This is a genomic window from Streptomyces sp. NPDC048338 (genome assembly GCF_043201055.1).
Lineage (GTDB): Bacteria > Actinomycetota > Actinomycetes > Streptomycetales > Streptomycetaceae > Streptomyces.
In genome coordinates, this window is sequence record NZ_JBICYQ010000001.1 from 935,477 (window position 1) to 958,738 (window position 23,262).

Here is a 23,262-nt window from a genome sequence, read left to right on the forward strand (position 1 = left end):
ACCCGTGGGCGGGTGGGCCGGGTTGATCGGGTTCACGAGGGTTGAGCGAGTTTCAGCCGTTCGCCGGATCGGTCAGGCGGGAGCGGCCGACCGGCGGCCGTTCGCGCCACAACTGGAGGCCGATGTCGACGAGTTCGACCCGGTCGAGGGTGGGGACGGAGGCGAGCGGGTGCCAGGCGGCGAGGTCGGTGGAGCCGCCGGTCTCCGGGCGCAGGGCGCCACCGGTGATCCGGACCTCGTAGACGATCCGGAGGCCCTGGAAGTCGCCGGGGCCCGCGAGACGGCGCAGCCGGCTGCGGCGGATGGAGTCGATGCCGAGCAGCGCGGTGGGTTCGGCGAGGTACCCGGTCTCCTCCTCGACCTCACGGACGACGGTCCGGACCGGTTCCTCGCCGTGGTCCATGCCCCCGCCGGGCAGGGTCCATCGCCGGGCGCCCTCGCGGTCCACCCAGCGGGCGAGCAGCATCTCGTCGTCACGTACGCACACGGCGTAGGCCGCCACCCGCAACTCCTGCTTCATGGAGCGAGGTTAAGGGCTGTCCCGTCATTCCAGGCGGGCGCGCGTGGGCGACTCCTGGAAGTCGACTCCTAGAACCAGTAGGCCGGATAGGGGCGGCCCGCCGCGCGGGCGCCGGCGAGGCCGAGGGCGACGAGCAGGACGGAGGCGAGCAGGAGCAGCCCGAGGAAGGCCGGAAAGGGCGGGTCCTGGAGGGCGACGATGACGGCCGTCGCGGCGGCGGGCGAGTGCGGGGTGCGGGCGACCGCCATGACGCCGAGCGCCAGTCCGCCGGCGACGGCGGCGCCCCAGAGCCCGGGGCCGGCGACGATGAGCACGGCGAAGCCCGTGAGCGCCGAGAGCAGCTGCCCGCCGACGACGGAGCGGGGTTGCGCGAGCGGCAGCTCGGGCGCTCCGGCGACCAGCGCCATGCTGGCGGCCAGGGGCGGTATGAGGAGCGGCTCGTCGAGGACGCCGCCGACGGCGACGAGGACGAGCAGCGCGGCGACGCTGACCGCCGTGGACAGTGCGACGACCCGCGGGCGGGGGCGGACGGGCGGCCGGCGGGGTGCGGGGGCGGTCGTCATGGGGCTCCTTCGTCTGCTTCCCGGGGCGGGGGGCGCCGCCCGGGCCGCCGGGGCCGGGCGGGCCGCCCGCGGTCAGGAGAGCGGCGGGTTGGCCGGGGAGTACTCGGGGGCCGACCAGCGCAGCGGACTGGCCGACGGGGTCTCGACGACCCGGTCGACGCGGAACCGCGTGGTACGGCCGGCGGGGTCGTACGCGGTGGTCGCGACGCCGGTCAGCTGGAGCGTGGTGCCGTTCCGCCAGTCGGTGAAGAGCAGGCCGGCCCGGCCGTCGGACTCCAGGTTGCCGAGCGTCAGGAACATCGCGTTGCCCGGGTAGTCCTGCCAGCTCAGCTCGGTGGGCGAGTCGACGCCGACGAACCCGGGGTTGCCGCCCCGGTGGCTCGCGTCGACACCGTCGGGGGCGGTGGTGGCGACGAAGAAGGTGTCGGCGGCGCGGACGAGGCGTTCCTGGTCGGGGTCGAGGGCCTCGCCGCGCCGCACGGCACCGGCCGGGGTGCCGGTGTCGGGCGCGTACAGCTCCCGCTTCTGCAGGTACTTCGGGCAGTTGGAGAAGACCTGCTCCGCCTCGACGACGAGACCGCGCGGGCTGGGCCGGGCGATCCCGTTGAGCCTCATCCTGCGCCGGGTGCGCGGGTCGAGGGCGATCGTGCCGACCGGGGTGCCGGCGGGGGTCACGGCCCCGGCCAGCGGATCGCGGTCCGGCACGCCCCCGGCGACGGAGACGGTGTGCGGGCCCGTCGCCCGGACGAATCCGGGGGTGCCGGTCAGCAGCGTGCTCCACACCCGCCCGTCGGCGTCCGCCGCCCCGAGCACCAGCATGGGCTGGGCCTCCAGGAAGGCGGCGGCGACGGGCCGGATGCCGGGGCCGATGGAGCGGCCGACGTGCGCGGCGAGGTCGCGGACGCCGAGGCGCCGCTGCACGGCGAGGGAGCCGGAGTGGAAGGCGTTCACGGGGTCCACGGGAGATCCTTTCCGGAGCCGGCCGCGGGGGCCGGGAGGCGGTGACGGGGCGGGAGGTGGGGCCCGGCCCAGGCGCCGGGCGGGCAGCAGCCCGGACAGGAGCTAGAAGAAGCCGCAGGTGGGAGCGGCTCCGGACGGCGCCTGCGCGCCCTCCGCGCCCGAGGGCGTGAAGATCTCCAGCCGGATGCCGTCCGGGTCGTGGAAGAAGATGCCGCCCGAGTCCGACCCTTCACGGTGGGCGACGACACCCTCGTAGGCGAAGGAGACGTCGCGCGCCTTGAGCGCGGTCTCGGCCGCCCGCACCTGCTCGATCGACTCGGCCTCGAAGGCGAGGTGGTGCAGGCCGGGCCGGCCGGCGTCGTACGCGCCCTCCGACTGCTGCCAGAGGGTGAGGACGAGCTGCCCTCCCTGGCCCAGCAGCGCGAACCTGCTGCCCTCCTCCTTGCCTTCGGCGAGCGGTTCGAACCCGAGGACGTCCCGGTAGAAGCCGAGCGAGCGCTCCAGGTCCGTCACGTTGAGGCCGATGTGGCCGGTGCGCAGTGTGCCGATCGCCGACATGGCGGTTCCCCTCTGATCGACGGCAAGCCCGTGCGGGCTAACCTCTCTCTACGACTTTAGAGGTTAGATGCGACCCGGCGCAACCGGTCACGTAATCTTGAGGGGTTAGTCCACCGAGGAAGGCGTCGACGATGACCGTTTCCGACCCGCGGCCGCTCACCGGCGAGCCCGTCGCGCTCGACCTGCTCAACACCCGGTGGATGCTGGAGGGCGTGCGCCAGGACCTGCTCACGGACGAGGAGGGACTGCGCGTCTGGCTGCGCGCCAACGGGCTCGACGGCCGCTTCGCCGCCGACGCGGCCACCCTGCGCCACACCGTCGCGGCCCGTGACGCCCTCGCCGGCCTGGTCGACCGCCCCGGCGACCCCGGCGCCACCGCCCGGGTGGACGCCGTCCTCGGACACGGACGCATCCGCGCCACGCTCACCGCCGAGGGGCCGGGCGAAGAGGCGGAGTTCGCGGACGCCGCGTGGGGGCCCGGCTGGAGCGCCGCCCGGAACTACCTCGACCTGCTGCGCACCGCCCCCGACCGCATCCGGTCCTGTGCGCACGAGGCCTGCATCCTGCACTTCTTCGACACCTCGCGGAACGGGACCCGCCGCTGGTGCTCGATGGCCGTCTGCGGCAACCGGGCGAAGGCCTCACGGCACTATGCCCGTACAAAGGACAACTAGTCGGGGCTCATACCCCGGCCGATACGCCCCGCTTGCGGGCGGTTGATTCCCGATGGCGTATGTCCCGCGGTGGCGGATGTACGCCATCGGCACATCCCGCCACCCGGCAACTCTCCACAAACCCCTGTCACTTACGAAAGTGTGAGCGGTCATCCGGTACCGAAATCCGGACCCTCTCTTTCACAAAACAGGGATGTAAATGACCACCCCCGAATCTCAGAGCTCCATACCCGGGCGCTCGAACCCCGGGCACAGACGCGCGGCGCGCATCGCCGCCGCCGCCGGCCTCGTGACCGCGCTGATCGCGGCAGGTGCCGCTCCGGTCCTGGCCGCCGAGGACCCGGCGACCACTCCCGCGGTCAAGTCCGCCGACGCCGCCGACAAGCTCGGCGCGACCGACGCCCAGCGCCTCTCCGAGGCCGAGGCCACCGGCGCGAAGAACGTCACCATCCTCGTCGCCACCGCCCCCGGCGCCACCGAGCAGGTCGCGGGACAGCTCGACGCCGTCCAGGGTGCCTCGGTCGGCAAGCAGGACGACAAGCTCGGCTACGTCCGCGCCACCCTGCCCACCGCCAAGGCGGACGCGGCCATCAAGGCGGCCACCAAGCTGTCCTCGGTGCAGTCGATCGACCTCCAGGCCGAGATCAAGCTGGACGACCCGACCCCGGACTCCGGGACGACGGGCGCCGTCGAGGGCACCACCGTCTCCACGACGTACCCGGCGCCGAACGCCAAGACGCCGGCGCGCAACCCGTACAACCCCTCGCACGAGACCGGTGCGGTCGAGTTCGTCGAGGACCACCCCAAGGCCGACGGCCGCGGCGTGACCATCGGCATCCTCGACTCCGGTGTCGACCTCGGTCACCCGGCGCTGCAGAAGACCACGACCGGCGAGCGCAAGATCGTCGACTGGATCACCGCCACCGACCCGCTGACCGAGAGCGACGGCACCTGGCGCGCCCAGATCACCCCCGTCGCGGGCCCGGTCTTCAGCGCCGCGTCGCAGAGCTGGAAGGCGCCCGAGGGCAGCTACCAGTTCAGCCGCTTCAACGAGGCGATCACCGCGGGCGGCGACCCGGCCGGTGACATCAACCGCGACGGCGACACGGCCGACCTGTTCGGCATGCTGTACGACCCGGCCGCCGGCACCGTCCGCGTGGACACCGACCAGAACAACGACTTCACGGACAACGCGCCGATGAAGCCGTACAAGGACGGTTACCAGGTCGGCTACTTCGGTACCGACAACCCGGCCACCGAGGTCGTCGAGAAGACCCCGTTCGTCGTCGAGATCCGCAAGGACGTCGCGATGGACCCGCTCGGCGGCACCTGGGTGGGCAAGAAGGCCGACTTCGTCAACATCGGCGTCGTCGAGTCCTCGCACGGCACCCACGTCGCCGGCATCACCGCCGCCAAGGGCCTCTTCGGCGGCCGGATGAACGGCGCCGCCCCGGGCGCGAAGATCGTCTCCTCGCGTGCCTGCACGTGGACCGGCGGCTGCACCAACACCGCCCTCATGGAGGGCATGACGGACCTCGTCGTCAACCGCGGCGTCGACATCGTCAACATGTCGATCGGCGGCCTGCCCGCGCAGAACGACGGCGACAACGTCCGCGCCCGCCTCTACACCCGCCTCATCGACGAGCACGGCGTCCAGCTGGTCATCTCGGCCGGCAACTCGGGCCCCGGCATCAACACGATCGGCGACCCCGGCCTGGCCGACAAGGTCCTCTCGGTCGGCGCGGCCATCTCCAAGTCGACCTGGGCCGCCAACTACGGCTCGGCCGTGGAGAAGTCCTACGCCATGTTCCCCTTCTCCTCGCGCGGCCCGCGTGAGGACGGCGGCTTCACCCCGACCATCACCGGTCCGGGCTCGGCCGTGAACACCATCCCGACCTGGCAGGCCGGCGCCGGCGTGCCCGAGTCCGGCTACGCGCTGCCCGCGGGCTACGGGATGCTCAACGGCACCTCGATGTCCTCGCCGCAGGTCGCGGGCGCGAGCGCGCTGCTGCTCTCCGCCGCGAAGCAGAAGGGCATCGCCCTCTCGCCGCTCACCCTGCGCACCGCGCTCACCTCGACCGCGCACCGGATCTCCGGCGTCGCGGCGCACGAGCAGGGCGCGGGTCTGATCGACATCAACGACGCCTGGGACGCGATCAAGGACGGCGCGACCGCCCACGACTACAAGGTCGAGGCCCCGGTCGACACCGTGATCTTCCCGGCCCCGCACGTCGGCACCGGTGTGTACGACCGCGAGGGCGGCCTCAAGGTCGGCCAGAAGAAGGTCTACGACGTCACCATCACGCGCACGAGCGGCCCGAACCGGACCATCGAGCACGAGCTGGACCTCAAGTACAACGACGGGACCTTCCGGATCCTGGGCGACGACGAGATCGACCTGCCGCTGAACAAGCCGGTCACCGTCAAGATCCAGGCCCGGCCCACCACGGCCGGCGTGCACAGCGTCATCCTGGAGGCCGACGACGAGCGCACCGAGGGCGTCGACAAGCAGATCCTGTCGACCGTCGTCGTCGCGAGCGACCTCGCCGCCCCGGGCTTCGGCTTCACCGGCACCGGCTCGGTCCAGCGCAACAGCCACAAGTCGTACTTCGTGAACGTGCCGGAGGGCGCCAAGACCCTCGAGGTCGCCCTCGGCGGCCTGAAGGCGCAGAGCCAGACCCGGTTCATCGCGATCCACCCGTACGGCGTGGCCATCGAGTCCACCGCGTCCAACGTGTGCTACCCGCACTACAACCCGGCCAACACCTGCCGTCCGGACCTGCGTGCGTACGCCAACCCGACGCCGGGCGTCTGGGAGATCGAGGTCGAGGCGCGCCGCACCTCGCCCGACCTGGACAACCCGTACAAGCTGGACGTCCAGGTGCTCGGCGCCGACTTCGACCCGGCCGTCCAGACGGTCGCCGAGGCGAAGGTCGGTACGCCGGCCGCCGTCGAGTGGACGGTCACCAACAAGTTCGCCGCCATCGACGGCAAGCTGAAGGGCGGCCCGCTGGGCTCGGCCAAGGTCGAGACCCCGACCATCCAGCACCACGAGCAGCAGACGAAGACCGTCACCATCGGTGAGGGTGTGGAGCGGCTGGACGTGGCCATCGGCAACACCTCCGACAAGGCCGCCGACCTCGACCTGACCGTCCTGCTGGACGGCAAGCAGGTCGGCCAGTCGGCGGACGGCGACTCGGAGGAGGCCGTCTCGCTCGTCAAGCCGGCCCCGGGCACGTACACCATCGTCATCGACGGGTACTCGGTCCAGGCGCAGGGTGGCACGACCTTCGACTACAAGGACGTGTACTACTCGGCCTCGCTCGGCAGCGTGCAGGTCGACCCCGCCAAGACGGTCACGCTGGCCAACGGCGCGAGCGCCACGGTCGGCGCCGAGGTGCTGGTCGCCGGTGCCGCGCCCGAGGGCCGGCAGTTCTTCGGCGAGGTCCAGCTCGTGAACGCGCGCGGCACGGTCGCGGGCTCGGGCAGCGTCGTGATCGGCAAGGTCACGCCGTAACACCCGCAGCACCCACGCCGTACCGCTGATCACACAGGGGGCGGGCGCCGGAACCCGGCGTCCGCCCTCCGCACGTCCCGGCCCGCGTCCGGTCCGTGTCCCGACCCTTGGACAATGGATTGGACAAGCCGCCCCGGAGCACACGCATCATGGACAGGCAGCACCCTGCACGTACGTACGGAGGAGTCCCCGTGAAGGTCGGAATCGTCGGAGCCACCGGTCAGGTCGGCACAGTCATGCGCAGGATCCTGGCCGAGCGGAACTTCCCGGTGGACGAGCTGCGGCTCTTCGCCTCGGCCCGTTCCGCGGGCTCGGTCGTCGACGGGGTCACGGTGGAGGACGCGGCCACCGCGGACTACACGGGCCTGGACATCGTGCTCTTCTCCGCCGGTGGCGCCACCTCCAAGGCGCTCGCCGAGAAGGTCGCCGCCCAGGGCGCCGTCGTGATCGACAACTCCTCCGCCTGGCGCCGCGACCCCGAGGTCCCGCTGGTCGTCTCCGAGGTCAACCCGCACGCGGTCAAGGACCGCCCCAAGGGGATCATCGCCAACCCGAACTGCACCACGATGGCCGCGATGCCCGTTCTCAAGCCGCTCCACCAGGAGGCCGGCCTGACCGCGCTCGTCGCCACCACGTACCAGGCCGTCTCCGGCTCGGGCGTGGCCGGCGTCGCCGAGCTGCGCACCCAGGCGTGCGCGGTGGCCGAGAACGCGGACCGGCTCGCCTTCGACGGCGAGGCCGTGGAGTTCCCCGAGCCGGGCGTCTACAAGCGTCCGATCGCCTTCAACGTCGTCCCGCTCGCCGGCTCGATCGTCGACGACGGCAGCTTCGAGACCGACGAGGAGCAGAAGCTCCGCCACGAGTCCCGCAAGATCCTGGAGATCCCCGAGCTGAAGGTCTCCGGCACCTGCGTGCGCGTCCCGGTCTTCTCCGGCCACTCGCTCCAGGTCAACGCCCGCTTCGAGCGCCCGGTCAGCGTCGAGCGCGCCTACGAGCTGCTGAAGGACGCGGAGGGCGTCGAGCTCTCCGAGATCCCGACCCCGCTGCAGGCGGCCGGCAAGGACGCCTCCTACGTGGGCCGCATCCGCGTCGACGAGACCGTCGAGCACGGTCTCGCGCTGTTCCTCTCCAACGACAACCTCCGCAAGGGTGCCGCGCTGAACGCGGTGCAGATCGCGGAGCTGGTGGCGCAGGAGCTCACGGGCGCCTGACCTCGTACTGGAAGCAGCCGTACTCGACGGCCCTGACGTGCACCAGGGCCACCTCCGGGTCGGCGAAGGCTTCCGCCAGCGCCTCGTCGAAGGCTTCGGTGGCCGTCTCCGGGATCTCCAGGAGGCGGCCACCTGCGATGTGGCCGTCGGTTCCGTAGCGGCGCAGGGTGCGCAGCGCGCCGGGGCGGGCGAAGGGGTAGCCGCCGGTCTCGCGGGGCCCCTCGCACTCCTCGGCGTGCAGGAAGACGGGCCCCTGCTCGTCGTAGGCGCCGGGCTCGGCACCGGTCCGGGCCGCCCAGCGGCGCAGCGGGGCGTACGAGACGAGGGCGATGCGCTCGCCCGTGCGGGAGGGGCGCAGGCAGCAGCGCAGCGGGGCGTCGCCCTCCGGGTCGGCGAACGGACGGCAGGGGCGGCCCGCGTCGTCGGTGACGCGGAGTTCGGCGAGTGCGGCGGGCTCGATGGCCCGCGGGGCGTAGGCGGTCATGGGACCAGCTTCACGCGGGTGGGGAATCAGCCGCTGGCGGAATTCGGACAACGCGTTCGAAGCCGGGCCTTCCGGTGACAGGATCCGACCATGACCCAGATACCGAAGGGCGCCGACGTCGCGGTTCCCACGCAGGCGCTCCAGGTCGCGGTCGCCTGGCGGACCGGACCGGGAGTGCCCGACGTGGACGTCTCCGCGCTGCTCCTGGACGCGGGCGGCCGGGTGCGGGGGGACGCGGACCTCGTCTTCTACAACCACGGCGAGCACCCGTCGGGGGCCGTGCGGCATCTGGGCAGATCGGCGCCCGGGGCGCCGGGTTCCGCGGCTGCCGACTGGCTGTGGCTGGACCTCGCGCGGGTCGAGCCGGGCGTCGAGCGGGTGGTGATCGCGGCCTCGGCGGACGGCGGCCCCTTCGGCCGGCTCCCCTCGCTGGACATCAGGGTCGTGGACCTGGAGGGCGGGGAGGCGGCCTGGTTCGCGATCGAGGACGCGACGACGGAGACGGCGTTCGTCTTCGGGGAGTTCCACCGCCGGCAGGGCGGCTGGCGGTTCCGTGCGGTGGGCCAGGGCCACGCCTCGGGGCTCGCGGGTCTGGCGACGTACTTCGGCATCGTGGTGGAGAGCCCCCCTCCGCCGATCCCGGGTCCCGGCTACGTGCCGCCGGCCCCGGCGGGGTACGGGCGTCCCGCGCCGGCGGGCCAGGGGTTCCCGCCGTACGGTCCCGCACCCGGGTACGAGGTGCCCGCAGGGCATCCCGGGACGGCCGACCCCTTCGCCACCGACTTCCGGCCGTCCGTCCACCAGGGCCGCGGCAAGGAGACCGTGCGCTGCGACCCCGCGCTGCCGCCGGGCTGGGCGCTCCTGGAGATCGAGTCGTACCACTCGATCTCCACCACCATCGAGTCCTGCGACGAGCACGGCAGGGCCGAGGACTACCTGCTGACGGCCTACGAGGACGACGTCCGGGCGCGCACCGTCGCCCCGGTCCCCCACGGCCGGCCGCTGGTGCTGCGGGTGGAGGCCGACACGCCCTGGACGCTGCGGGTGCTTCCGCTCACCCACGCCCGCCGCTTCGACAGCCACATCGAGGGCACGGCGCACGACCTCGTGATCTACGACGGGCCGCCGGGCGTCCTCGACTTCCTGCACCACGGAGCGTCCCACTTCACGGTCCACCGGCACACTCCGCCGCGTGAGCCCGAGTACGACGCGGAGGACCGGGACCTGCTGGTGAACGAGATCGGCGAGGTCCGGGTGAGCGCCCGCGTGCCCGGTCCCGGCCTGCTGCGGATCAGCGGCGACGGGCCTTGGAAATGTGCCGTGCGCCGCTGACGCGCGCCGTGGAAGGATGGCCCAAACGTCACGAAACCGAGGAGTTGACCGGGTGCCTGGCACAAACCTGACCCGTGAAGAGGCGCAGCAGCGGGCGAAGCTGCTGACCGTGGACGCGTACGAGGTCGACCTCGACCTCACCGGTGCGCAGGAGGGCGGCACCTACCGGTCCGTCACCACCGTCCGCTTCAATTCCGCCGAGGCTGGTGCGGAGACCTTCATCGATCTCGTCGCCCCCGCCGTCCACGAGGCGGTGCTCAACGGTCACGCGCTCGACGTGGCCGCCGTCTTCCGTGACTCGCGGATCGCCCTGGCCCATCTCAAGGAGGGGCCGAACGAGCTGAAGGTCGTCGCCGACTGCGCGTACACCAACACCGGCGAGGGCCTGCACCGCTTCGTCGACCCGGTCGACGACCAGGCCTATCTGTACACCCAGTTCGAGGTCCCGGACGCGCGCCGCGTGTTCGCCGCGTTCGAGCAGCCCGACCTGAAGGCGACCTTCCGGTTCACCGTGAAGGCCCCGCAGGGCTGGTCGGTGATCTCCAACTCGCCGACGCCCGAGCCCGAGGGCCCCGACGCGACGGTCTGGCGCTTCGAGCCGACCCCGCGCATCTCGACCTACATCACGGCCCTGATCGTCGGCCCGTACCACTCGGTCCACTCCTCGTACGAGAAGGACGGGCAGACCGTCCCGCTCGGCATCTACTGCCGTCCTTCGCTGGCCGAGTTCCTGGACGCGGACCACATCTTCGACGTCACGCGTCAGGGCTTCGACTGGTTCCAGGAGAAGTTCGACTACGACTACCCCTTCGCGAAGTACGACCAGCTCTTCGTGCCGGAGTTCAACGCGGGCGCGATGGAGAACGCGGGCGCGGTCACCATCCGCGACCAGTACGTCTTCCGCTCGAAGGTGACGGACGCGGCGTACGAGCGCCGGGCCGAGACGATCCTGCACGAGCTCGCCCACATGTGGTTCGGCGACCTCGTGACCATGGAGTGGTGGAACGACCTGTGGCTGAACGAGTCGTTCGCCACCTTCACCTCGGTCGCCTGCCAGGCCTCCGTGCCGGGCACCCGCTGGCCGAACGCCTGGACGACCTTCGCCAACGCGGAGAAGACCTGGGCCTACCGCCAGGACCAGCTGCCGTCCACGCACCCGATCATGGCGGAGATCAACGACCTGGAGGACGTGCAGGTCAACTTCGACGGCATCACCTACGCCAAGGGCGCCTCGGTCCTCAAGCAGCTCGTGGCGTACGTCGGCCAGGACGAGTTCTTCAAGGGCGTCCAGGCGTACTTCAAGGCGCACGCCTTCGGGAACACCCGACTGTCCGACCTGCTCGACGCGCTGGAGAAGACCAGCGGCCGTGACCTGCGGACCTGGTCGAAGGCGTGGCTGGAGACGGCCGGCATCAACATCCTGCGTCCGGAGATCGAGACCGACGCGAACGGGGTCATCACCTCCTTCGCCGTCCGGCAGGAGGCGCCGGCGCTGCCCGCCGGGGCCAAGGGCGAGTCGATCCTGCGTCCGCACCGGATCGCGATCGGCTTCTACGACCTCGACGAGGCCGGCAAGCTGGTCCGCACCGAGCGCGTCGAGCTGGACGTCCGGGCCGCCGAGTCGACCGCGGTCGCGCAGCTGGAGGGCAAGGCCCGCCCGGCGGTCGTCCTGCTCAACGACGACGACCTGTCCTACGCCAAGGTCCGGCTCGACGAGGTGTCGCTGAAGAACGTCACCGCGCACCTGGGCGACTTCGCCGAGTCGCTGCCGCGGGCGCTGTGCTGGGCCTCGGCCTGGGACATGACCCGCGACGGCGAACTGGCCACCCGGGACTACCTGGAGCTGGTGCTCTCCGGCATCGCCAAGGAGTCCGACATCGGCGTGGTGCAGTCGCTCCAGGGCCAGGTGAAGGCGGCCCTGGAGCTGTACGCGGCGCCGGAGTGGCGTGAGACGGGGCTGACCCGCTGGACGGACGCGACGCTGGCGCACCTGCGCGCGGCCGAGCCGGCCGGCGACCACCAGCTGGCGTGGGCGCGCGCGTTCGCGGCCACCGCCCGCACCCCGCAGCAGCTGGACCTGCTGTCCGCGCTGCTGGAGGGCCGCGAGTCCATCGAGGGCCTCGCGGTGGACACGGAGCTGCGCTGGGCCTTCGTTCAGCGGCTGGCGGCGACCGGCGTCTACGACGAGACGGAGATCGCGGCCGAGCTGGAGCGCGACCGGACGGCGGCGGGCGAGCGCCACGCGGCCACCGCGCGGGCGGCGCGCCCGACCGAGGCGGCCAAGGCGGAGGCATGGGCCTCGGTCGTGGAGTCCGACAAGCTCGCGAACGCGGTGCAGGAGGCGGTGATCGGCGGCTTCGTCCAGACCGACCAGCGCGAGCTGCTGGCCCCGTACACGGCGAAGTACTTCGCGTCGATCAAGGGCGTCTCGGAGACCCGCAGCCACGAGATGATCCAGCAGATCGTGGTGGGCCTCTACCCGACGCTCCAGGTCTCGCAGGAGACCCTGGACGCGACGGACGCCTGGATCGCGGCGAACGACCCGGCTCCGGCGCTGCGGCGCATGGTGACCGAGTCCCGCGCGGGCGTGGAGCGCGCGCTCAAGGCGCAGGCGGCGGACGCCGCCGCGGCCTGACCCGTCAGGTGAACGGCGAAGGGGCACCTCCCCGGTGGAGGTGCCCCTTCGTCGTGCTGAGGTCCGCCCGGCGGGCAGGCGTCGGCGCGCGGCCGCTCCGCCGGGCGGAGGCAGGTCAGCCGCCGAGCTCCTCGTGGCGGCGGCGCAGGGCCGTGACGCCCTGTTCGGTGAGGGTGCCGTGCAGGCGCATCCGGGCGACGCCGCCGTCGGGGAAGGCGTCGAGCCGGACGTGGGTGACGACCGCCCGCGCGGCGAGCTCGAAGCGGTGCGGGGTGTCGGGCTGGAGTCGGGTCCGCGGGATGATCTCGAACCACTCGCCCGTCTCGCCGTTGCGTCCCTGGAGGGCGATCCAGCCCGCCGCGTTGCCCTTGAGGTAGGCGGTGTCGATCTCCACGGCCCGGACGGCTCCCTGGGCGGCGAGCCGAAAGCGGACCCAGTCGTTGGTGCCGCGGACCCGGCGGCGGCGGTTCTCCCAGCCGTCGTCCATCTTGCGGGAGGTGCCGGGCAGGATGATCTGGGTCGGCGAGGAGTAGAACCGGTCCGACGCGTCCTCGTAGACGCCTCCGTTGAGCACGGAGAGCAGGTCGATCGTGCCGAGCAGCTCCAGCCACGCGGGGTCGGGCACGACCTCGCCGTGGACGCGGAGGCGGGCGATGCCGCCGTCGGGGTGCTGGCAGAGGCGGACGTGGGTCCAGCGTCGCTCGGAGGTGACGGTGAAGCCGTTGGCGGCGTGGCCGCGGACGGGGATGGGCGGGACGATCTCCTCCCACTTCACGTCGTCGGCGAGCAGCCGCTCGGGGCTCGGGGTTCCCTCGACCGAGGTGGCCTGGACGCTGACCCGCTGCGGGTAGTTGCCGCGGAAGTGGGCGGTGTCGACGACGATGCCCCGGATGACGCCGGGGGCGCCGAGGCGGACGATCGCCCAGTCGTGGTCCTCGGGGGCGGGGAAGACGTCCCCGGAGCCGGTGCCGCGGCGGCGGCGGGTCTCCCAGCCGTCCATGATCTTGCCCTTGTGGCCGAAGCGCTCCGGGTCGAAGACGGCGCGCTCCCGGACCAGGAGGTTCTCGCGCTCGGCGAAGAACTCGTCGTTCGCGGCGATCACTCCGGCGCCGAGCCGGCGGTCGGCCAGGTCGACGAGTTCGGTGAAGGGGAAGTCACCGGTGCGGTAGTCGGCGTACGGGTCGCCTCCGCCGTAGGGGGCGGCGTCGTTGGCGTGCGGATCCTGTTCCGGGCTCGTCTCGAAGGTCATGCCCCGACTCTGCCCGGCCCGTCCGGCCTGGGTCCATCGAATGTTTTCGACGATCCTTTTCAGCGGAACTGAAAGGTTGGTGCCGGCTACCGGACGGTCTCACGGGCGGCGGCGGCCTGCCGGAGCGCGGCCAGGACCCGGGCGACCGCAGGTCCCTCCTCCGCCCCGCGCCGCACGGCCGCGACGACGTGGCGGCGGGGCTGGTCGGCGGAGAGGACCCGCGTCACGACGCCGGTGCGCCGCTCGGCGATCGCCATCCGGGGGACGAGCGCGATCCCCATGCCGGCCTCGACCATGGCGAGGATCGCGGTCCAGCCCGCCGCGCTGTGGGCCTGCTCGGGCACGAAGCCGGCGGCCTCGCACGCGGCGGTGGTGATCTCGGACCAGGGGCCCGAGCCGCCGAAGATCCACGGTTCGGCGGACAGGTCGGCCAGGCGCAGCCCGGGCGCGTCGGCGAGCGGATGGGTGGCGGGCAGCGCGACGTCGAGGGGGTCGGCGAGCAGCGGCACACGGCTGAACTTGGGGTCGCGCACGGGCGGCGCGTGGGCGGCCAGGGACAGCGCAAGCTCGACCGCGCCGTCCGTGAGCAGCTCGTACGCCTCCGCCGCCTCGGCCTCGCGGACCCGGACGTCGAGCCCGGGGTGGGTGCCGCGGAGTTGCCGCACGGCGGGCACGACGAGCGCGGGCACGGCCGTGGAGAAGGCCGCCACCCGGACCTGGCCTGCGTCGCCGCGGAGGTAGCCGTCGAGCTCGGCGTCGGCTCGCTCCAGCTGGGCGAAGACCGCCTCGGCGTGGCGGAGCACCAGATGGGCGGCGTCGGTCAGCCGGACCCTGCGGCCCTGGGCCTCCAGGAGCGGCACCTTGAGCTGCCGGGCGAGGTTGGTGAGCTGCTGGGAGACGGCCGAAGGGGTCATGAGCAGCGCCTCCGCGGTCGCGGTGACGGTGCCGCGGTCCCGGAGGGTGCGGAGGATCCGGAGCTTCTTGATGTCCCACTCGGTCATGGGGCGCAACCTACCGGGCGGCCCGGTGCCGGCCGGCGGGTGTGGCGGGGCTACCGTCGCACCGCGGGAGATTTCAGGTCCATCGAAGCGTTCTGGCCATTGCCTTCAGCCACACCGAACGTTCTTCCGGTGCGGGGGCGGCGGTTCTCCTTCGGGGTCCACTGGCCGGCGAGTGTGGCGCCGAAGGCGATCGCCATGCCCACCAGCTGCACCGGACCGAGCGCCTGGCCGAGCGCCGCCCAGCCGATGACGGCCGCGGTGATCGGCGACAGCGGACCGAGGAGGGTGACCGAGGAGGCGCTCAGGCGCTCGATGCCGCGGAACCAGAGGAAGTACGAGACCGCGGTGTTGCCGAGGGCGAGGTAGGCGTAGCCGAGCAGGTGGGTGGAGTTCAGCGCGGGCGGGGCGCCTTCGAGAAGGAAGGCGACGGGCAGCAGGACGAGGCCGCCGGCGGTGAGCTGCCAGCCCGTCAGCGCCAGCGCGCCCACCCCCTCGGGACGGCCCCAGCGCTTGGTGAGGACCGTGCCGGCCGACATCGACAGCGCGGAGAACAGTCCGGCGATCACACCCACCAGGTCCAGCGCGGCCCCCGCCTTCAGGACGACCAGGCTGACGCCGAAGGCGGCGGCGATCGCCGTGAGCAGGGTGCGGACCGTGGGCCTGTCCCCCAGGAACAGGGCCGCCAGGCCGACGACGAAGAGCGGGCCCGCCGAACCGACCACGGCGGCGACGCCCCCGGGCAGCCGGTAGGCGGCGAGGAACAGCAGCGGGAAGAAGGCACCGATGTTGAGCACGCCCAGGAGCGCCGCCTTCCCCCACCAGGCGCCCCGGGGGAGCTTCCGGGTCAGCGCGAGGAGCAGGAGCCCGGCGGGCAGGGCGCGCAGGAGACCGGTGAAGAGCGGCCGGTCGGGCGGCAGGAACTCGGTGGTGACGACGTAGGTGGAGCCCCAGGAGATCGGGGCGAGCGCGGTCAGGGCGACGACGGCGGCCTTGCGGGACATGACTGGTTCCCCCGGTTCGGACGTACCGAGCCTAATGGCTTGGCGATAAGTAGCTTAGCTCTAAGCTACTTAATCACAAGTCACTTTCTTGCCATCGAGTCGACCGGACGGGAGACTTCGGACATGGAGACGAACACCCCGGGCCCCGGCCCCGCCCACGACGCCGTCGACGCCATCGCCGACCAGTGGGCCGCCGTCCGCCCTGACCTGGACACGGTCCCGATGGCCGTCTTCGGGCGGATCTACCGGCTCGCGAACGCCATGCGCGGCCGGGTGGACATGGCGTACGCGCCCTACGGGATGGCACTCGGGGAGTTCGACGTCCTGGCGACGCTGCGCCGTTCGGGTGAGCCCTACACGCTGTCGCCGCGCGAACTCACGGCCACGCTGATGATCACCACCGGCGGGATGACGGGCCGCCTGGACAAGCTGGAGAAGGCCGGACTGCTCCGCCGCAGCCCCGATCCGAACGACCGGCGGGGGCTGCGGGTGACGCTGAGCGAGCGCGGGCGTGAACTGGTGGACCGAGCCGTGGCGGCCGGCCTCGAACAGCAGCGGACGGCACTGGAGTCCGCCCTCGACGCCGGCGAGCAGGAGCAGCTGGCCGGGCTGTTGCGCAAGCTGCTGGCGACGACGGCCTGAGCAGGCGTCCCGCGGCCTCCGGGGCCGCGGAACGCACACGAGGGCGCCGCACGGTACTCACGTACCGTGCGGCGCCCTCGTCAGAATGCGACAGAGGCCGGTGTCTCAGGCCTTCTTGGACTTGTCGAGCACCATCACCAGACCGCAGATCACCAGGAACAGCACGATCGGGGTGACGACGAACAGACCGAGGGTCTCGACGACACTCAGCTTGGGGGCCGGGTCGTCACCGTCGTCGCGGGTCAGCGCGAGCGCCGGGGACGACATGAGCAGCATCATCAGCGTCGTACCGGCCGCGACAGCACCGGCGCGCAGGGCGTTCTTCTTGTCCACGGTGCAAACGTAGCGAACACCTAAACGGGCCGCGCGCCCGGGGGTGCCGTATGCGTCCCGAAGAGGTCGAACAGGGCCAGCAGGCGGTGCGCCCGCGGCGAGGCGGCAAGGGCCTCCAGGGTCAGCGGCTGCCCCTCCGGTCCGGCGACCGGCAGCCGCCAGTTGGGGTACTCGTCCCAGGTGCCCGGCAGGTTCTGCGGCCGGCGGTCCCCCACGGTGTCCGGCAGCCACACCCCGACCATGCGGGCCGGGGTGCGGAGCAGGAACCGGTGGACGGCCCTGATCTCGGCCTCCTCGTCGCCCGGCCCCTCCGGCAGCAGTCCCAGCCGCTCCAGGACACCGAGCCACTCGCCGGTCTCGGCGGCGTCCTCCGCCCGCTCGCGCGCCAGGTCCCCGGACAGCAGCCCGAGGCGGTGCCGCAGGGAGACGTGGTCGCCGGAGAGCCGGGCGGCCGTGGACGGCAGGTCGTGCGTGGTGGCGGTGGCCACGCAGTCGGTGCGCCACGCCTCCGGGGGCAGCGGCTGCCGGGAGCCCGACCAGTCCCGCTCGAACCACAGCACGGAGGTGCCCAGCACCCCCCGCCGTGACAGCGCCTCGCGCACGCCGGGCTCGACGGTGCCGAGATCCTCGCCGATGACGACGGCGCCGGCCCGGTGGGCCTCCAGGGCGAGGACGGCGAGCATGGCCTCGGCGTCGTAGCGGACGTAGGTGCCCTCGGTGGGCTCGCCCCCCTCCGGGACCCACCAGAGCCGGAACAGTCCCATCACGTGGTCGATCCGCAGGGCGCCCGCGTGCCGCAGCAGCTCCCGGAGCAGGCCGCGGAAGGGCGCGTAGCCGGAGGCGGCGAGGGCGTCGGGGCGCCAGGGCGGCAGGCCCCAGTCCTGGCCGCGGGAGTTGAAGGCGTCGGGCGGCGCGCCGACCGACATGCCCGCGGCGTAGGCGTCCTGCTGGGCCCAGGCGTCCGAGCCGTCGGGGTGGACGCCGACCGCGAGATCGTGGACGACACCCACGGCCATCCCCGCCTCGCGGGCGGTCTCCCCGGCGGCGGCGAGCTGCCGGTCCGTCAGCCAGGCCAGCCAGCAGTGGAAGTCGACCCGGGCGGACAGCTCGGCGTCGGCCGCCACGAGCGGGGCGGCGGAGCGCGGGTCGCGCAGCTCCTCCGGCCAGGCCCGCCAGTGGTGGCCGTGACGCTCGGCGAGGGCGCAGTAGGTGGCGTGGTCCTCCAGGGCGCGGCCGCGCTCGGCGAGGAAGTCCCGGTAGTCGGCCTGTCTGCCGGGCCCGGGTTCGACGGTCCGGACGAGCTCCAGGGCCCGCCGCTTGACCTCCCACACCGCGTCCCTGTCGATCAACGCCCCCTTGCGCAGCACCCGTTCGCGCAGCTCGGCGGCGTCGGCGAGGACGGCCTCCAGCGCCTCGCGGTACTCCGGGCCCACGTAGCCGTACTCGGGGACGTCCTCGATCCGCAGATGGACCGGGTCGGGGAAGCGGCGGGACGAGGGGCGGTAGGGCGACGGATCGGTGGGCGCTCCGGGCACGGCCGCGTGCAGCGGGTTGACCTGGACGAAGCCGGCGCCGTGCGTACGGCCCGCCCAGGCCGCGAGTTCACGCAGGTCGCCGAGGTCGCCCATGCCCCAGGACCGCGCGGACAGGACGGAGTAGAGCTGGACGAGCAGCCCGTACGCGCGCCGTTCGGGACGGGGTACGCGAGTGGGGGCGACGATCAGGGTGCTCGCCCCGGCGCGGCCGTCGGGGGTGAGCGCGTCGACCCGGTGGACACCGAGCGGCAGGCGGTCGCCGGCCGGGCCCTGGGAGCCGCCCGGGCCTTCGCCCACGGCACCGTCCCCGTCCGCGGTGTCCGGGGTCCGCACGCCGTCGATGATCTCGATCGTCCCGCCCGCCTCGGTCGTCACGCGCAGCCGCGTGCCGGGCGGCAGCCCCTCGCCCAGCCCGCCCAGGCCGTCCCGCCCGTCCTGCCACCGGACGAGGGTCGGCGGCAGGAGGCGGTCCCGCTCGGCCCGGTGGGCCGCTTCGAGCGCGGCGGCGAGGGCCTCGGGCGTCCCGGCGTCCACGTCCAGGGCGGCGAGCACGGCCACGACCGTGGCGTCGGACACCGGGACGGTGACGCCCTCGGAGGGCGCGTACGTGGTGGCGACGCCATGAAGGGCGGCGAGACGGGCCAGGGTCACTTCACACTCCGGGAGAGTCGGGAACGGTGGCGGCCCGGGCCGGTCACACTCCGGGGGACTCCGTGCCGCCCGCGGTGCCGGGGGAGGTGGGCTCGCTGGTGAGGGGGGCCGCGTCGGTCATCGGCGGTTCGCTGGTGAGCGGGGCGGCGTCGGCGAGGGGCGGTTCGCTGGTGAGCGGGCCCTGTTCAGGCACCCGTATATGGGTGTTCGTGCGGGTGGTCGCGGCCACGGGGGTCTCCCGGTTCGTCTCGACAAGTGGGACAACAGCAACAGGACTACCCATCGCACCCCGTTTTACCGGCGGAAGTTGACGGAGAGACGTCACCTCGCCGAAAGAACATCCGGCAAAGCCGACACATCGGCCACCTGCATTGACACCTCGGCCGACCGGGTGGTGGGGTCGTAATCCACTCGTGACCAAAGGAGTCCCCCGTGCACCTCGGGCGCAGGAAGCGGACCGCGACGGCCGTGGCCGCCGCGGTCATCGGCGGTCTCCTCGGCGGCGCGATGCCCGGACTCGCCCAGGCGGCGCCTGTCCCGCCGGCCACGACCGCGGACGAACAGGCCGACGCGCGGCGGGCCGCGACCGCGGACACCGGCGTATGGCCGCGCCCGCAGTCCATGACGGCCACGGGTCCCTCGGTGCCGCTCGGCGACGAGGTGACCCTGCTCGCCGACGCAGACGCCGACCCGTACGCCCTCGCCGCGCTGCGCGAGGTGCTGCGGTCGGCCGGCGTGCGGACCGTCCACACCTCGCTGCCCGGCGCGGGCACCGTCGTCCGGGCCGGCGGACCCGCCGGTTCCGGAGTCTCCGGCGCCTCCGACGCTTTGCGGGCGCTGCGGGCGCACGAGAGGACCGACCTGCCGCGGGGCGGATACCGGCTGGCGACGGGGCGGGTCCAGGGCCGGGACACCGTGGCGCTGGACGGGGTCGGCGAGGACGGCCTCTTCCACGCCGTGCAGACGCTGCGCCAACTGGTGGGCCCGCAGCGGGAGATCCGGGGCGTCGCGGTCCGCGACTGGCCCGGCAGCGCCGTGCGCGGACTGACCGAGGGCTTCTACGGCCGCCCGTGGAGCCAGGAACAGCGCCTCGCCCAGCTCGACTTCATGGGCCGCACCAAGCAGAACCGCTTCCTCTACGCGCCCGGTGACGACCCGTACCGGCAGACCCTCTGGCGCGAGCCCTACCCGGCGGAGCAGCGTGCCGCGTTCCGCGCGCTCGCGGAGCGCGCCCGCGCCAACCACGTGACGCTCGCCTGGGCCGTGGCCCCCGCCCAGTCCATGTGCCTGGCCTCGGACGAGGACGTCCGGGCGCTGAACCGGAAGATCGACGCGATGTGGGCGCTGGGTGTGCGCTCCTTCCAGCTCCAGTTCCAGGACGTCAGCTACAGCGAGTGGCACTGCTCGAAGGACGCGGACGTCTTCGGCCGCGGGCCCGAGGCGGCGGCGGCCGCCCACGCGCGCGTGGCGAGCGCGGTGGCCCGGCACCTGGCGGAGCGGCACCCGGGAGCGGAGCCGCTGACCCTGATGCCGACGGAGTACTACCAGGACGGCAGGACGGACTACCGCGCCGCGCTCGCCGCCGCGCTCGACGACCGGGTCCAGGTGGCCTGGACGGGTGTGGGCGTCGTGCCGCGCACCATCACCGGACGGGAACTGGCGGGCGCGCGGGCGACGTTCCGGCACCCGCTGGTCACCATGGACAACTACCCGGTGAACGACTTCGCCCAGGACCGGCTCTTCCTCGGCGCCTACCAGGGCCGGGAGCCGGCGGTGGCCGCCGGTTCGGCCGCGTTCCTCGCCAACGCGATGGAGCAGGCCACGGCCTCGCGCGTGCCGCTCTTCACCGCGGCGGACTACGCCTGGAACCCGAAGGGATACCGGCCGCAGGAGTCCTGGCGGGCGGCGGTCGACGACCTGGCCGGGCCGGACGCCGCGGCCCGCGAGGCGCTGTGGGCGCTGGCCGGCAACGACGCCTCCTCGCTGCTCGACCCGGCGGGCGAGTCCGCCTACCTCAAGCCCCTGATGGCGGCGTTCTGGAGCAGCCGGACGGCCGGGTCGCCGGCGGTCCGCGAGAAGGCGGCGCGCGAGCTGCGGGCGGCGTTCACGGTGATGCGGGAGGCGCCGCAGCGGCTGGCCGCCACGGCGGACGGCGCCCTGGCCGAGGAGGCGCGGCCCTGGCTCGCGCGGCTGTCGCAGTACGGACGGGCGGGCGAGACGGCGGTCGACATGCTGCTGGCCCAGACCCGCGGCGACGGCACGGCGGCCTGGCAGGCGTCGCTGCGGCTGGAGCCGATGCGCGCGTCGCTCGAACAGAGTGGCCAGGTGACGGTGGGCAAGGGCGTCCTCGGTCCCTTCCTCACGCGCGCCGTGACCGAGTCGGCCGCCTGGACGGGCGCCGACCGCGAACGGCGCACCGGGCGGCGGGCCGAGCGGGAGCAGAGCGCGTACGTGCTCCGGCTGGACCGTTCGCGGCCCGTCGAGACACTGACCGTGATGACCGAGCCCGGCTCGGGCGAGGGCGCCCGGGTGGAGGCGTACGTGACCGGCGAGGGCTGGCGGCCGCTCGGCCCGCTGTCCCCCTCCGGCTGGACCCAGGCCGACGCGAAGGGGCTGCGCGCCGAGGCGGTGCGGATCGCCTGGACCGGCGCCGCGGCCCCTGAGGTGCGCTCGCTGGTGCCGTGGTTCGCGGACGAGCCGCACGCGGAGCTGGAACTGGCCCGTGGCGAGACCGACGCGGAGATCGGCGGGACGGCGCAGCGGGTGGACGTTCACCTGGTGGCGCAGCGGGCGGGCGAGGTGCGCGGCGCCCTGACGGCGCGGGCGCCGAAGGGGATCGCGGTACGGCTCCCGAAGGAGGTCCTGGTGCCGCGCGGGACGCGGACGACGGTGCCGCTGGAGGTCTCGGTGGCACCGGACGTGCCGGCCGGCTCGTACCAGGTGCCGGTCTCGTTCGCGGGCGAGGAACGGGTCCTGACGGTCCGCGCCTTCCCGCGCACGGCGGGCCCGGACCTGGCGCGCACGGCGACGGCGTCCTCCTCGGGCGACGAGACGCCCGACTTCCCGGCGGCCTCGGCGCTGGACGGCGACCCGGCGACGCGCTGGTCCTCCCCGGCGGAGGACGGCGCCTGGTGGCAGCTGGAGCTGGCCCAGCCCGCCCGGATAGGGCAGGTGGTCCTGCACTGGCAGGACGCGTACGCCTCCCGCTACCGCATCCAGGTCTCCGCCGACGGCCGCACCTGGCGCACGGCGGCCACGGTCGCAGACGGCCGCGGCGGCCGCGAGGCGGTCCGCATGGACGCGGCGGACACCCGCTTCCTGCGGGTCCAGGGCGACACGCGGGCGACACCCTACGGCTACTCGCTCTGGACGGTGGAGACCTACGCGGTGGCACCCCCGGAGACCCCCGCGCCCCCGGCCCAGCAGCCGTCCCAACAGCCCGAGCAGCCCCAGGAGCCCCAGGAGCCGCAGTCACCTCAGGAGTGACGGCACGGAAGGCGACCCACCGGGCCGCCGTGGGCACGACGGGCCGACGGGCCGACGGGCGGACGGCAGGTGCGCGCTCGGCACACCGAGGCGCGCACCCCGACCCGCACCGCGCGGCCGGGGCACGCATCCTGCCGCGGCCCGTGCCCGGCCCCGGTACGACGAAGGCCCGGATCAGGTCGCCGTCCTCACGGCCCCCGTGGGGGCGTGGGAGACGGCGTCGATCCGGGCCATCACGTCGTCCGCGCCGTACGGCTGCAAGTAGGGCAGCCAGCGCGGATCCCGGTGACCGGTGCCGATGATCCGCCAGGCGAGTCCGGACGGCGGCGCCGGCTGGTGGCGCAGGCGCCAGCCCAGTTCGCGCAGATGGCGGTCGGCCTTGACGTGGTTGCAGCGGCGGCAGGCCGCCACGACGTTGTCCCAGGCGTGCGTACCCCCGCGGCTGCGCGGAACGACGTGGTCGACGCTGGTTGCGACGCCACCGCAGTACATGCAGCGTCCGCCGTCGCGGGCGAACAGCGCTCGTCGGGTGAGAGGAACGGGCCCCCGGTAGGGGACCCGCACGAACCGCTTCAGCCGGACCACACTCGGTGCGGGGACGACGCGGGTCTCGCTGTGCAGGAAGGCGCCGGACTCCTCGAGGCACAGGGCCTTGTTCTCCAGGACGAGGACGAGCGCGCGGCGGAGCGGTACGACGCCGAGGGGCTCGTACGACGCGTTGAGGACCAGGACATGCGGCACGTGATGCCTCCTATGACGCCGGCGGCGCGTGGCTCGCGCCGGGACGATCTGCTCTCAGTCTCCCCTCATGCCTGGTCAAAGCGCCACCACGTGGCGGTAACGGCCTTGGGGTGTTCTCGACCACATCCACACGGACACGGGATACATCCCCGGGTGAGGTCCGTCTCTC

At 73.3% G+C, this 23,262-nt stretch carries 19 protein-coding genes; 7 read left to right on the top strand and 12 right to left on the bottom strand.

Annotation, left to right across the window (positions count from 1 at the left end; all coding sequences use genetic code 11):
* Positions 1 to 52 precede the first annotated feature (52 nt).
* The 4 genes from ACGFZF_RS04280 to ACGFZF_RS04295 form a co-directional block, all read right to left on the bottom strand.
* Positions 53 to 520, bottom strand: coding sequence for an NUDIX hydrolase (locus ACGFZF_RS04280; RefSeq protein WP_393550957.1), 468 nt, complete (start codon positions 518 to 520; stop codon positions 53 to 55).
* Positions 521 to 588: 68 nt separating this feature from the next.
* The gene (locus ACGFZF_RS04285) at positions 589 to 1,083 is read right to left on the bottom strand and encodes an HPP family protein (RefSeq protein WP_393550958.1); all 495 of its coding nucleotides are present in this window, start codon (positions 1,081 to 1,083) and stop codon (positions 589 to 591) included.
* 72 nt (positions 1,084 to 1,155) lie between these two features.
* Entirely contained in the window at positions 1,156 to 2,034 is an 879-nt protein-coding gene (locus ACGFZF_RS04290; RefSeq protein WP_393551014.1) for a pyridoxamine 5'-phosphate oxidase family protein, read from the bottom strand.
* A 111-nt stretch (positions 2,035 to 2,145) separates the two neighbouring features.
* On the bottom strand, positions 2,146 to 2,601 hold the full coding sequence (locus ACGFZF_RS04295) for a VOC family protein (RefSeq protein ID WP_393550959.1): 456 nt from the start codon (positions 2,599 to 2,601) through the stop codon (positions 2,146 to 2,148).
* Between the two features lie 131 nt (positions 2,602 to 2,732).
* Between ACGFZF_RS04295 and ACGFZF_RS04300 the strand changes: the two genes are divergently transcribed.
* The 3 genes from ACGFZF_RS04300 to ACGFZF_RS04310 all read left to right on the top strand — a co-directional run bounded on the left by ACGFZF_RS04300 (position 2,733) and on the right by ACGFZF_RS04310 (position 8,003).
* Positions 2,733 to 3,275: a CGNR zinc finger domain-containing protein gene (locus tag ACGFZF_RS04300; RefSeq protein WP_393550960.1), complete on the top strand. Its 543-nt coding sequence runs from the start codon at positions 2,733 to 2,735 to the stop codon at positions 3,273 to 3,275.
* A 199-nt stretch (positions 3,276 to 3,474) separates the two neighbouring features.
* The gene (locus tag ACGFZF_RS04305; protein ID WP_393550961.1) at positions 3,475 to 6,792 is read left to right on the top strand and encodes a S8 family serine peptidase; all 3,318 of its coding nucleotides are present in this window, start codon (positions 3,475 to 3,477) and stop codon (positions 6,790 to 6,792) included.
* A gap of 191 nt (positions 6,793 to 6,983) precedes the next feature.
* On the top strand, positions 6,984 to 8,003 hold the full coding sequence (locus tag ACGFZF_RS04310) for an aspartate-semialdehyde dehydrogenase (protein ID WP_393550962.1): 1,020 nt from the start codon (positions 6,984 to 6,986) through the stop codon (positions 8,001 to 8,003).
* Here the strand turns inward: ACGFZF_RS04310 and ACGFZF_RS04315 are convergent.
* Entirely contained in the window at positions 7,990 to 8,487 is a 498-nt protein-coding gene (locus ACGFZF_RS04315) for a DUF1203 domain-containing protein (RefSeq protein WP_393550963.1), read from the bottom strand. The genes ACGFZF_RS04310 and ACGFZF_RS04315 overlap by 14 nt on opposite strands.
* Before the next feature lie 90 nt (positions 8,488 to 8,577).
* On the opposite strand from ACGFZF_RS04315, the gene ACGFZF_RS04320 reads away from it, so the two are divergent.
* A complete protein-coding gene (locus ACGFZF_RS04320) occupies positions 8,578 to 9,819 on the top strand; it encodes a TerD family protein (protein ID WP_393550964.1) in 1,242 nt (413 codons plus the stop codon).
* Between the two features lie 52 nt (positions 9,820 to 9,871).
* A complete protein-coding gene (pepN, locus tag ACGFZF_RS04325) occupies positions 9,872 to 12,454 on the top strand; it encodes an aminopeptidase N (RefSeq protein WP_393550965.1) in 2,583 nt (860 codons plus the stop codon).
* Positions 12,455 to 12,569: 115 nt separating this feature from the next.
* On the opposite strand, the gene alc is transcribed toward pepN, so the two are convergent.
* The 3 genes from alc to ACGFZF_RS04340 form a co-directional block, all read right to left on the bottom strand.
* The gene (alc, locus tag ACGFZF_RS04330; RefSeq protein WP_393550966.1) at positions 12,570 to 13,703 is read right to left on the bottom strand and encodes an allantoicase; all 1,134 of its coding nucleotides are present in this window, start codon (positions 13,701 to 13,703) and stop codon (positions 12,570 to 12,572) included.
* 86 nt (positions 13,704 to 13,789) lie between these two features.
* A complete protein-coding gene (locus ACGFZF_RS04335) occupies positions 13,790 to 14,704 on the bottom strand; it encodes a LysR family transcriptional regulator (protein WP_393550967.1) in 915 nt (304 codons plus the stop codon).
* A gap of 50 nt (positions 14,705 to 14,754) precedes the next feature.
* Complete coding sequence (locus tag ACGFZF_RS04340) at positions 14,755 to 15,705, bottom strand: EamA family transporter (protein ID WP_393550968.1); 951 nt, start codon at positions 15,703 to 15,705, stop codon at positions 14,755 to 14,757.
* 123 nt (positions 15,706 to 15,828) lie between these two features.
* On the opposite strand from ACGFZF_RS04340, the gene ACGFZF_RS04345 reads away from it, so the two are divergent.
* Positions 15,829 to 16,347 (top strand): MarR family winged helix-turn-helix transcriptional regulator, encoded by a 519-nt coding sequence (locus tag ACGFZF_RS04345; RefSeq protein WP_393550969.1) that lies wholly within the window; start codon positions 15,829 to 15,831, stop codon positions 16,345 to 16,347.
* A 105-nt stretch (positions 16,348 to 16,452) separates the two neighbouring features.
* Here the strand turns inward: ACGFZF_RS04345 and ACGFZF_RS04350 are convergent, their stop codons facing one another.
* The 3 genes from ACGFZF_RS04350 to ACGFZF_RS04360 are packed head-to-tail and all read right to left on the bottom strand — an operon-like array spanning position 16,453 to position 19,095.
* Entirely contained in the window at positions 16,453 to 16,680 is a 228-nt protein-coding gene (locus ACGFZF_RS04350; protein ID WP_393550970.1) for a hypothetical protein, read from the bottom strand.
* A gap of 20 nt (positions 16,681 to 16,700) precedes the next feature.
* The gene (gene malQ / locus ACGFZF_RS04355; protein WP_393550971.1) at positions 16,701 to 18,866 is read right to left on the bottom strand and encodes a 4-alpha-glucanotransferase; all 2,166 of its coding nucleotides are present in this window, start codon (positions 18,864 to 18,866) and stop codon (positions 16,701 to 16,703) included.
* Between the two features lie 43 nt (positions 18,867 to 18,909).
* Positions 18,910 to 19,095, bottom strand: a complete 186-nt coding sequence (locus ACGFZF_RS04360) for a hypothetical protein (protein WP_393551017.1) — start codon at positions 19,093 to 19,095, stop codon at positions 18,910 to 18,912.
* A 203-nt stretch (positions 19,096 to 19,298) separates the two neighbouring features.
* Here ACGFZF_RS04360 and ACGFZF_RS04365 point away from each other — a divergent pair, with 203 nt between their 5' ends.
* Positions 19,299 to 22,352, top strand: coding sequence for a beta-N-acetylglucosaminidase domain-containing protein (locus ACGFZF_RS04365; RefSeq protein WP_393550972.1), 3,054 nt, complete (start codon positions 19,299 to 19,301; stop codon positions 22,350 to 22,352).
* A gap of 174 nt (positions 22,353 to 22,526) precedes the next feature.
* Here the strand turns inward: ACGFZF_RS04365 and ACGFZF_RS04370 are convergent, their stop codons facing one another.
* Positions 22,527 to 23,093: an HNH endonuclease gene (locus tag ACGFZF_RS04370; protein ID WP_147978048.1), complete on the bottom strand. Its 567-nt coding sequence runs from the start codon at positions 23,091 to 23,093 to the stop codon at positions 22,527 to 22,529.
* Positions 23,094 to 23,262: the final 169 nt, after the last annotated feature.

Excerpts from the sequence above, each read along its gene's own strand:
- ACGFZF_RS04320 (WP_393550964.1), top strand. The coding sequence starts at position 8,578 with ATGACCCAGATACCGAAGGGCGCCGACGTCGCGGTTCCCACGCAGGCG.
- ACGFZF_RS04340 (WP_393550968.1), bottom strand. The coding sequence starts at position 15,705 with ATGTCCCGCAAGGCCGCCGTCGTCGCCCTGACCGCGCTCGCCCCGATC.
- ACGFZF_RS04345 (WP_393550969.1), top strand. The coding sequence starts at position 15,829 with ATGGAGACGAACACCCCGGGCCCCGGCCCCGCCCACGACGCCGTCGAC.
- ACGFZF_RS04335 (WP_393550967.1), bottom strand. The coding sequence starts at position 14,704 with ATGACCGAGTGGGACATCAAGAAGCTCCGGATCCTCCGCACCCTCCGG.
- ACGFZF_RS04300 (WP_393550960.1), top strand. The coding sequence starts at position 2,733 with ATGACCGTTTCCGACCCGCGGCCGCTCACCGGCGAGCCCGTCGCGCTC.
- ACGFZF_RS04315 (WP_393550963.1), bottom strand. The coding sequence starts at position 8,487 with ATGACCGCCTACGCCCCGCGGGCCATCGAGCCCGCCGCACTCGCCGAA.
- ACGFZF_RS04280 (WP_393550957.1), bottom strand. The coding sequence starts at position 520 with ATGAAGCAGGAGTTGCGGGTGGCGGCCTACGCCGTGTGCGTACGTGAC.
- alc (WP_393550966.1), bottom strand. The coding sequence starts at position 13,703 with ATGACCTTCGAGACGAGCCCGGAACAGGATCCGCACGCCAACGACGCC.
- ACGFZF_RS04285 (WP_393550958.1), bottom strand. The coding sequence starts at position 1,083 with ATGACGACCGCCCCCGCACCCCGCCGGCCGCCCGTCCGCCCCCGCCCG.
- ACGFZF_RS04295 (WP_393550959.1), bottom strand. The coding sequence starts at position 2,601 with ATGTCGGCGATCGGCACACTGCGCACCGGCCACATCGGCCTCAACGTG.
- ACGFZF_RS04305 (WP_393550961.1), top strand. The coding sequence starts at position 3,475 with ATGACCACCCCCGAATCTCAGAGCTCCATACCCGGGCGCTCGAACCCC.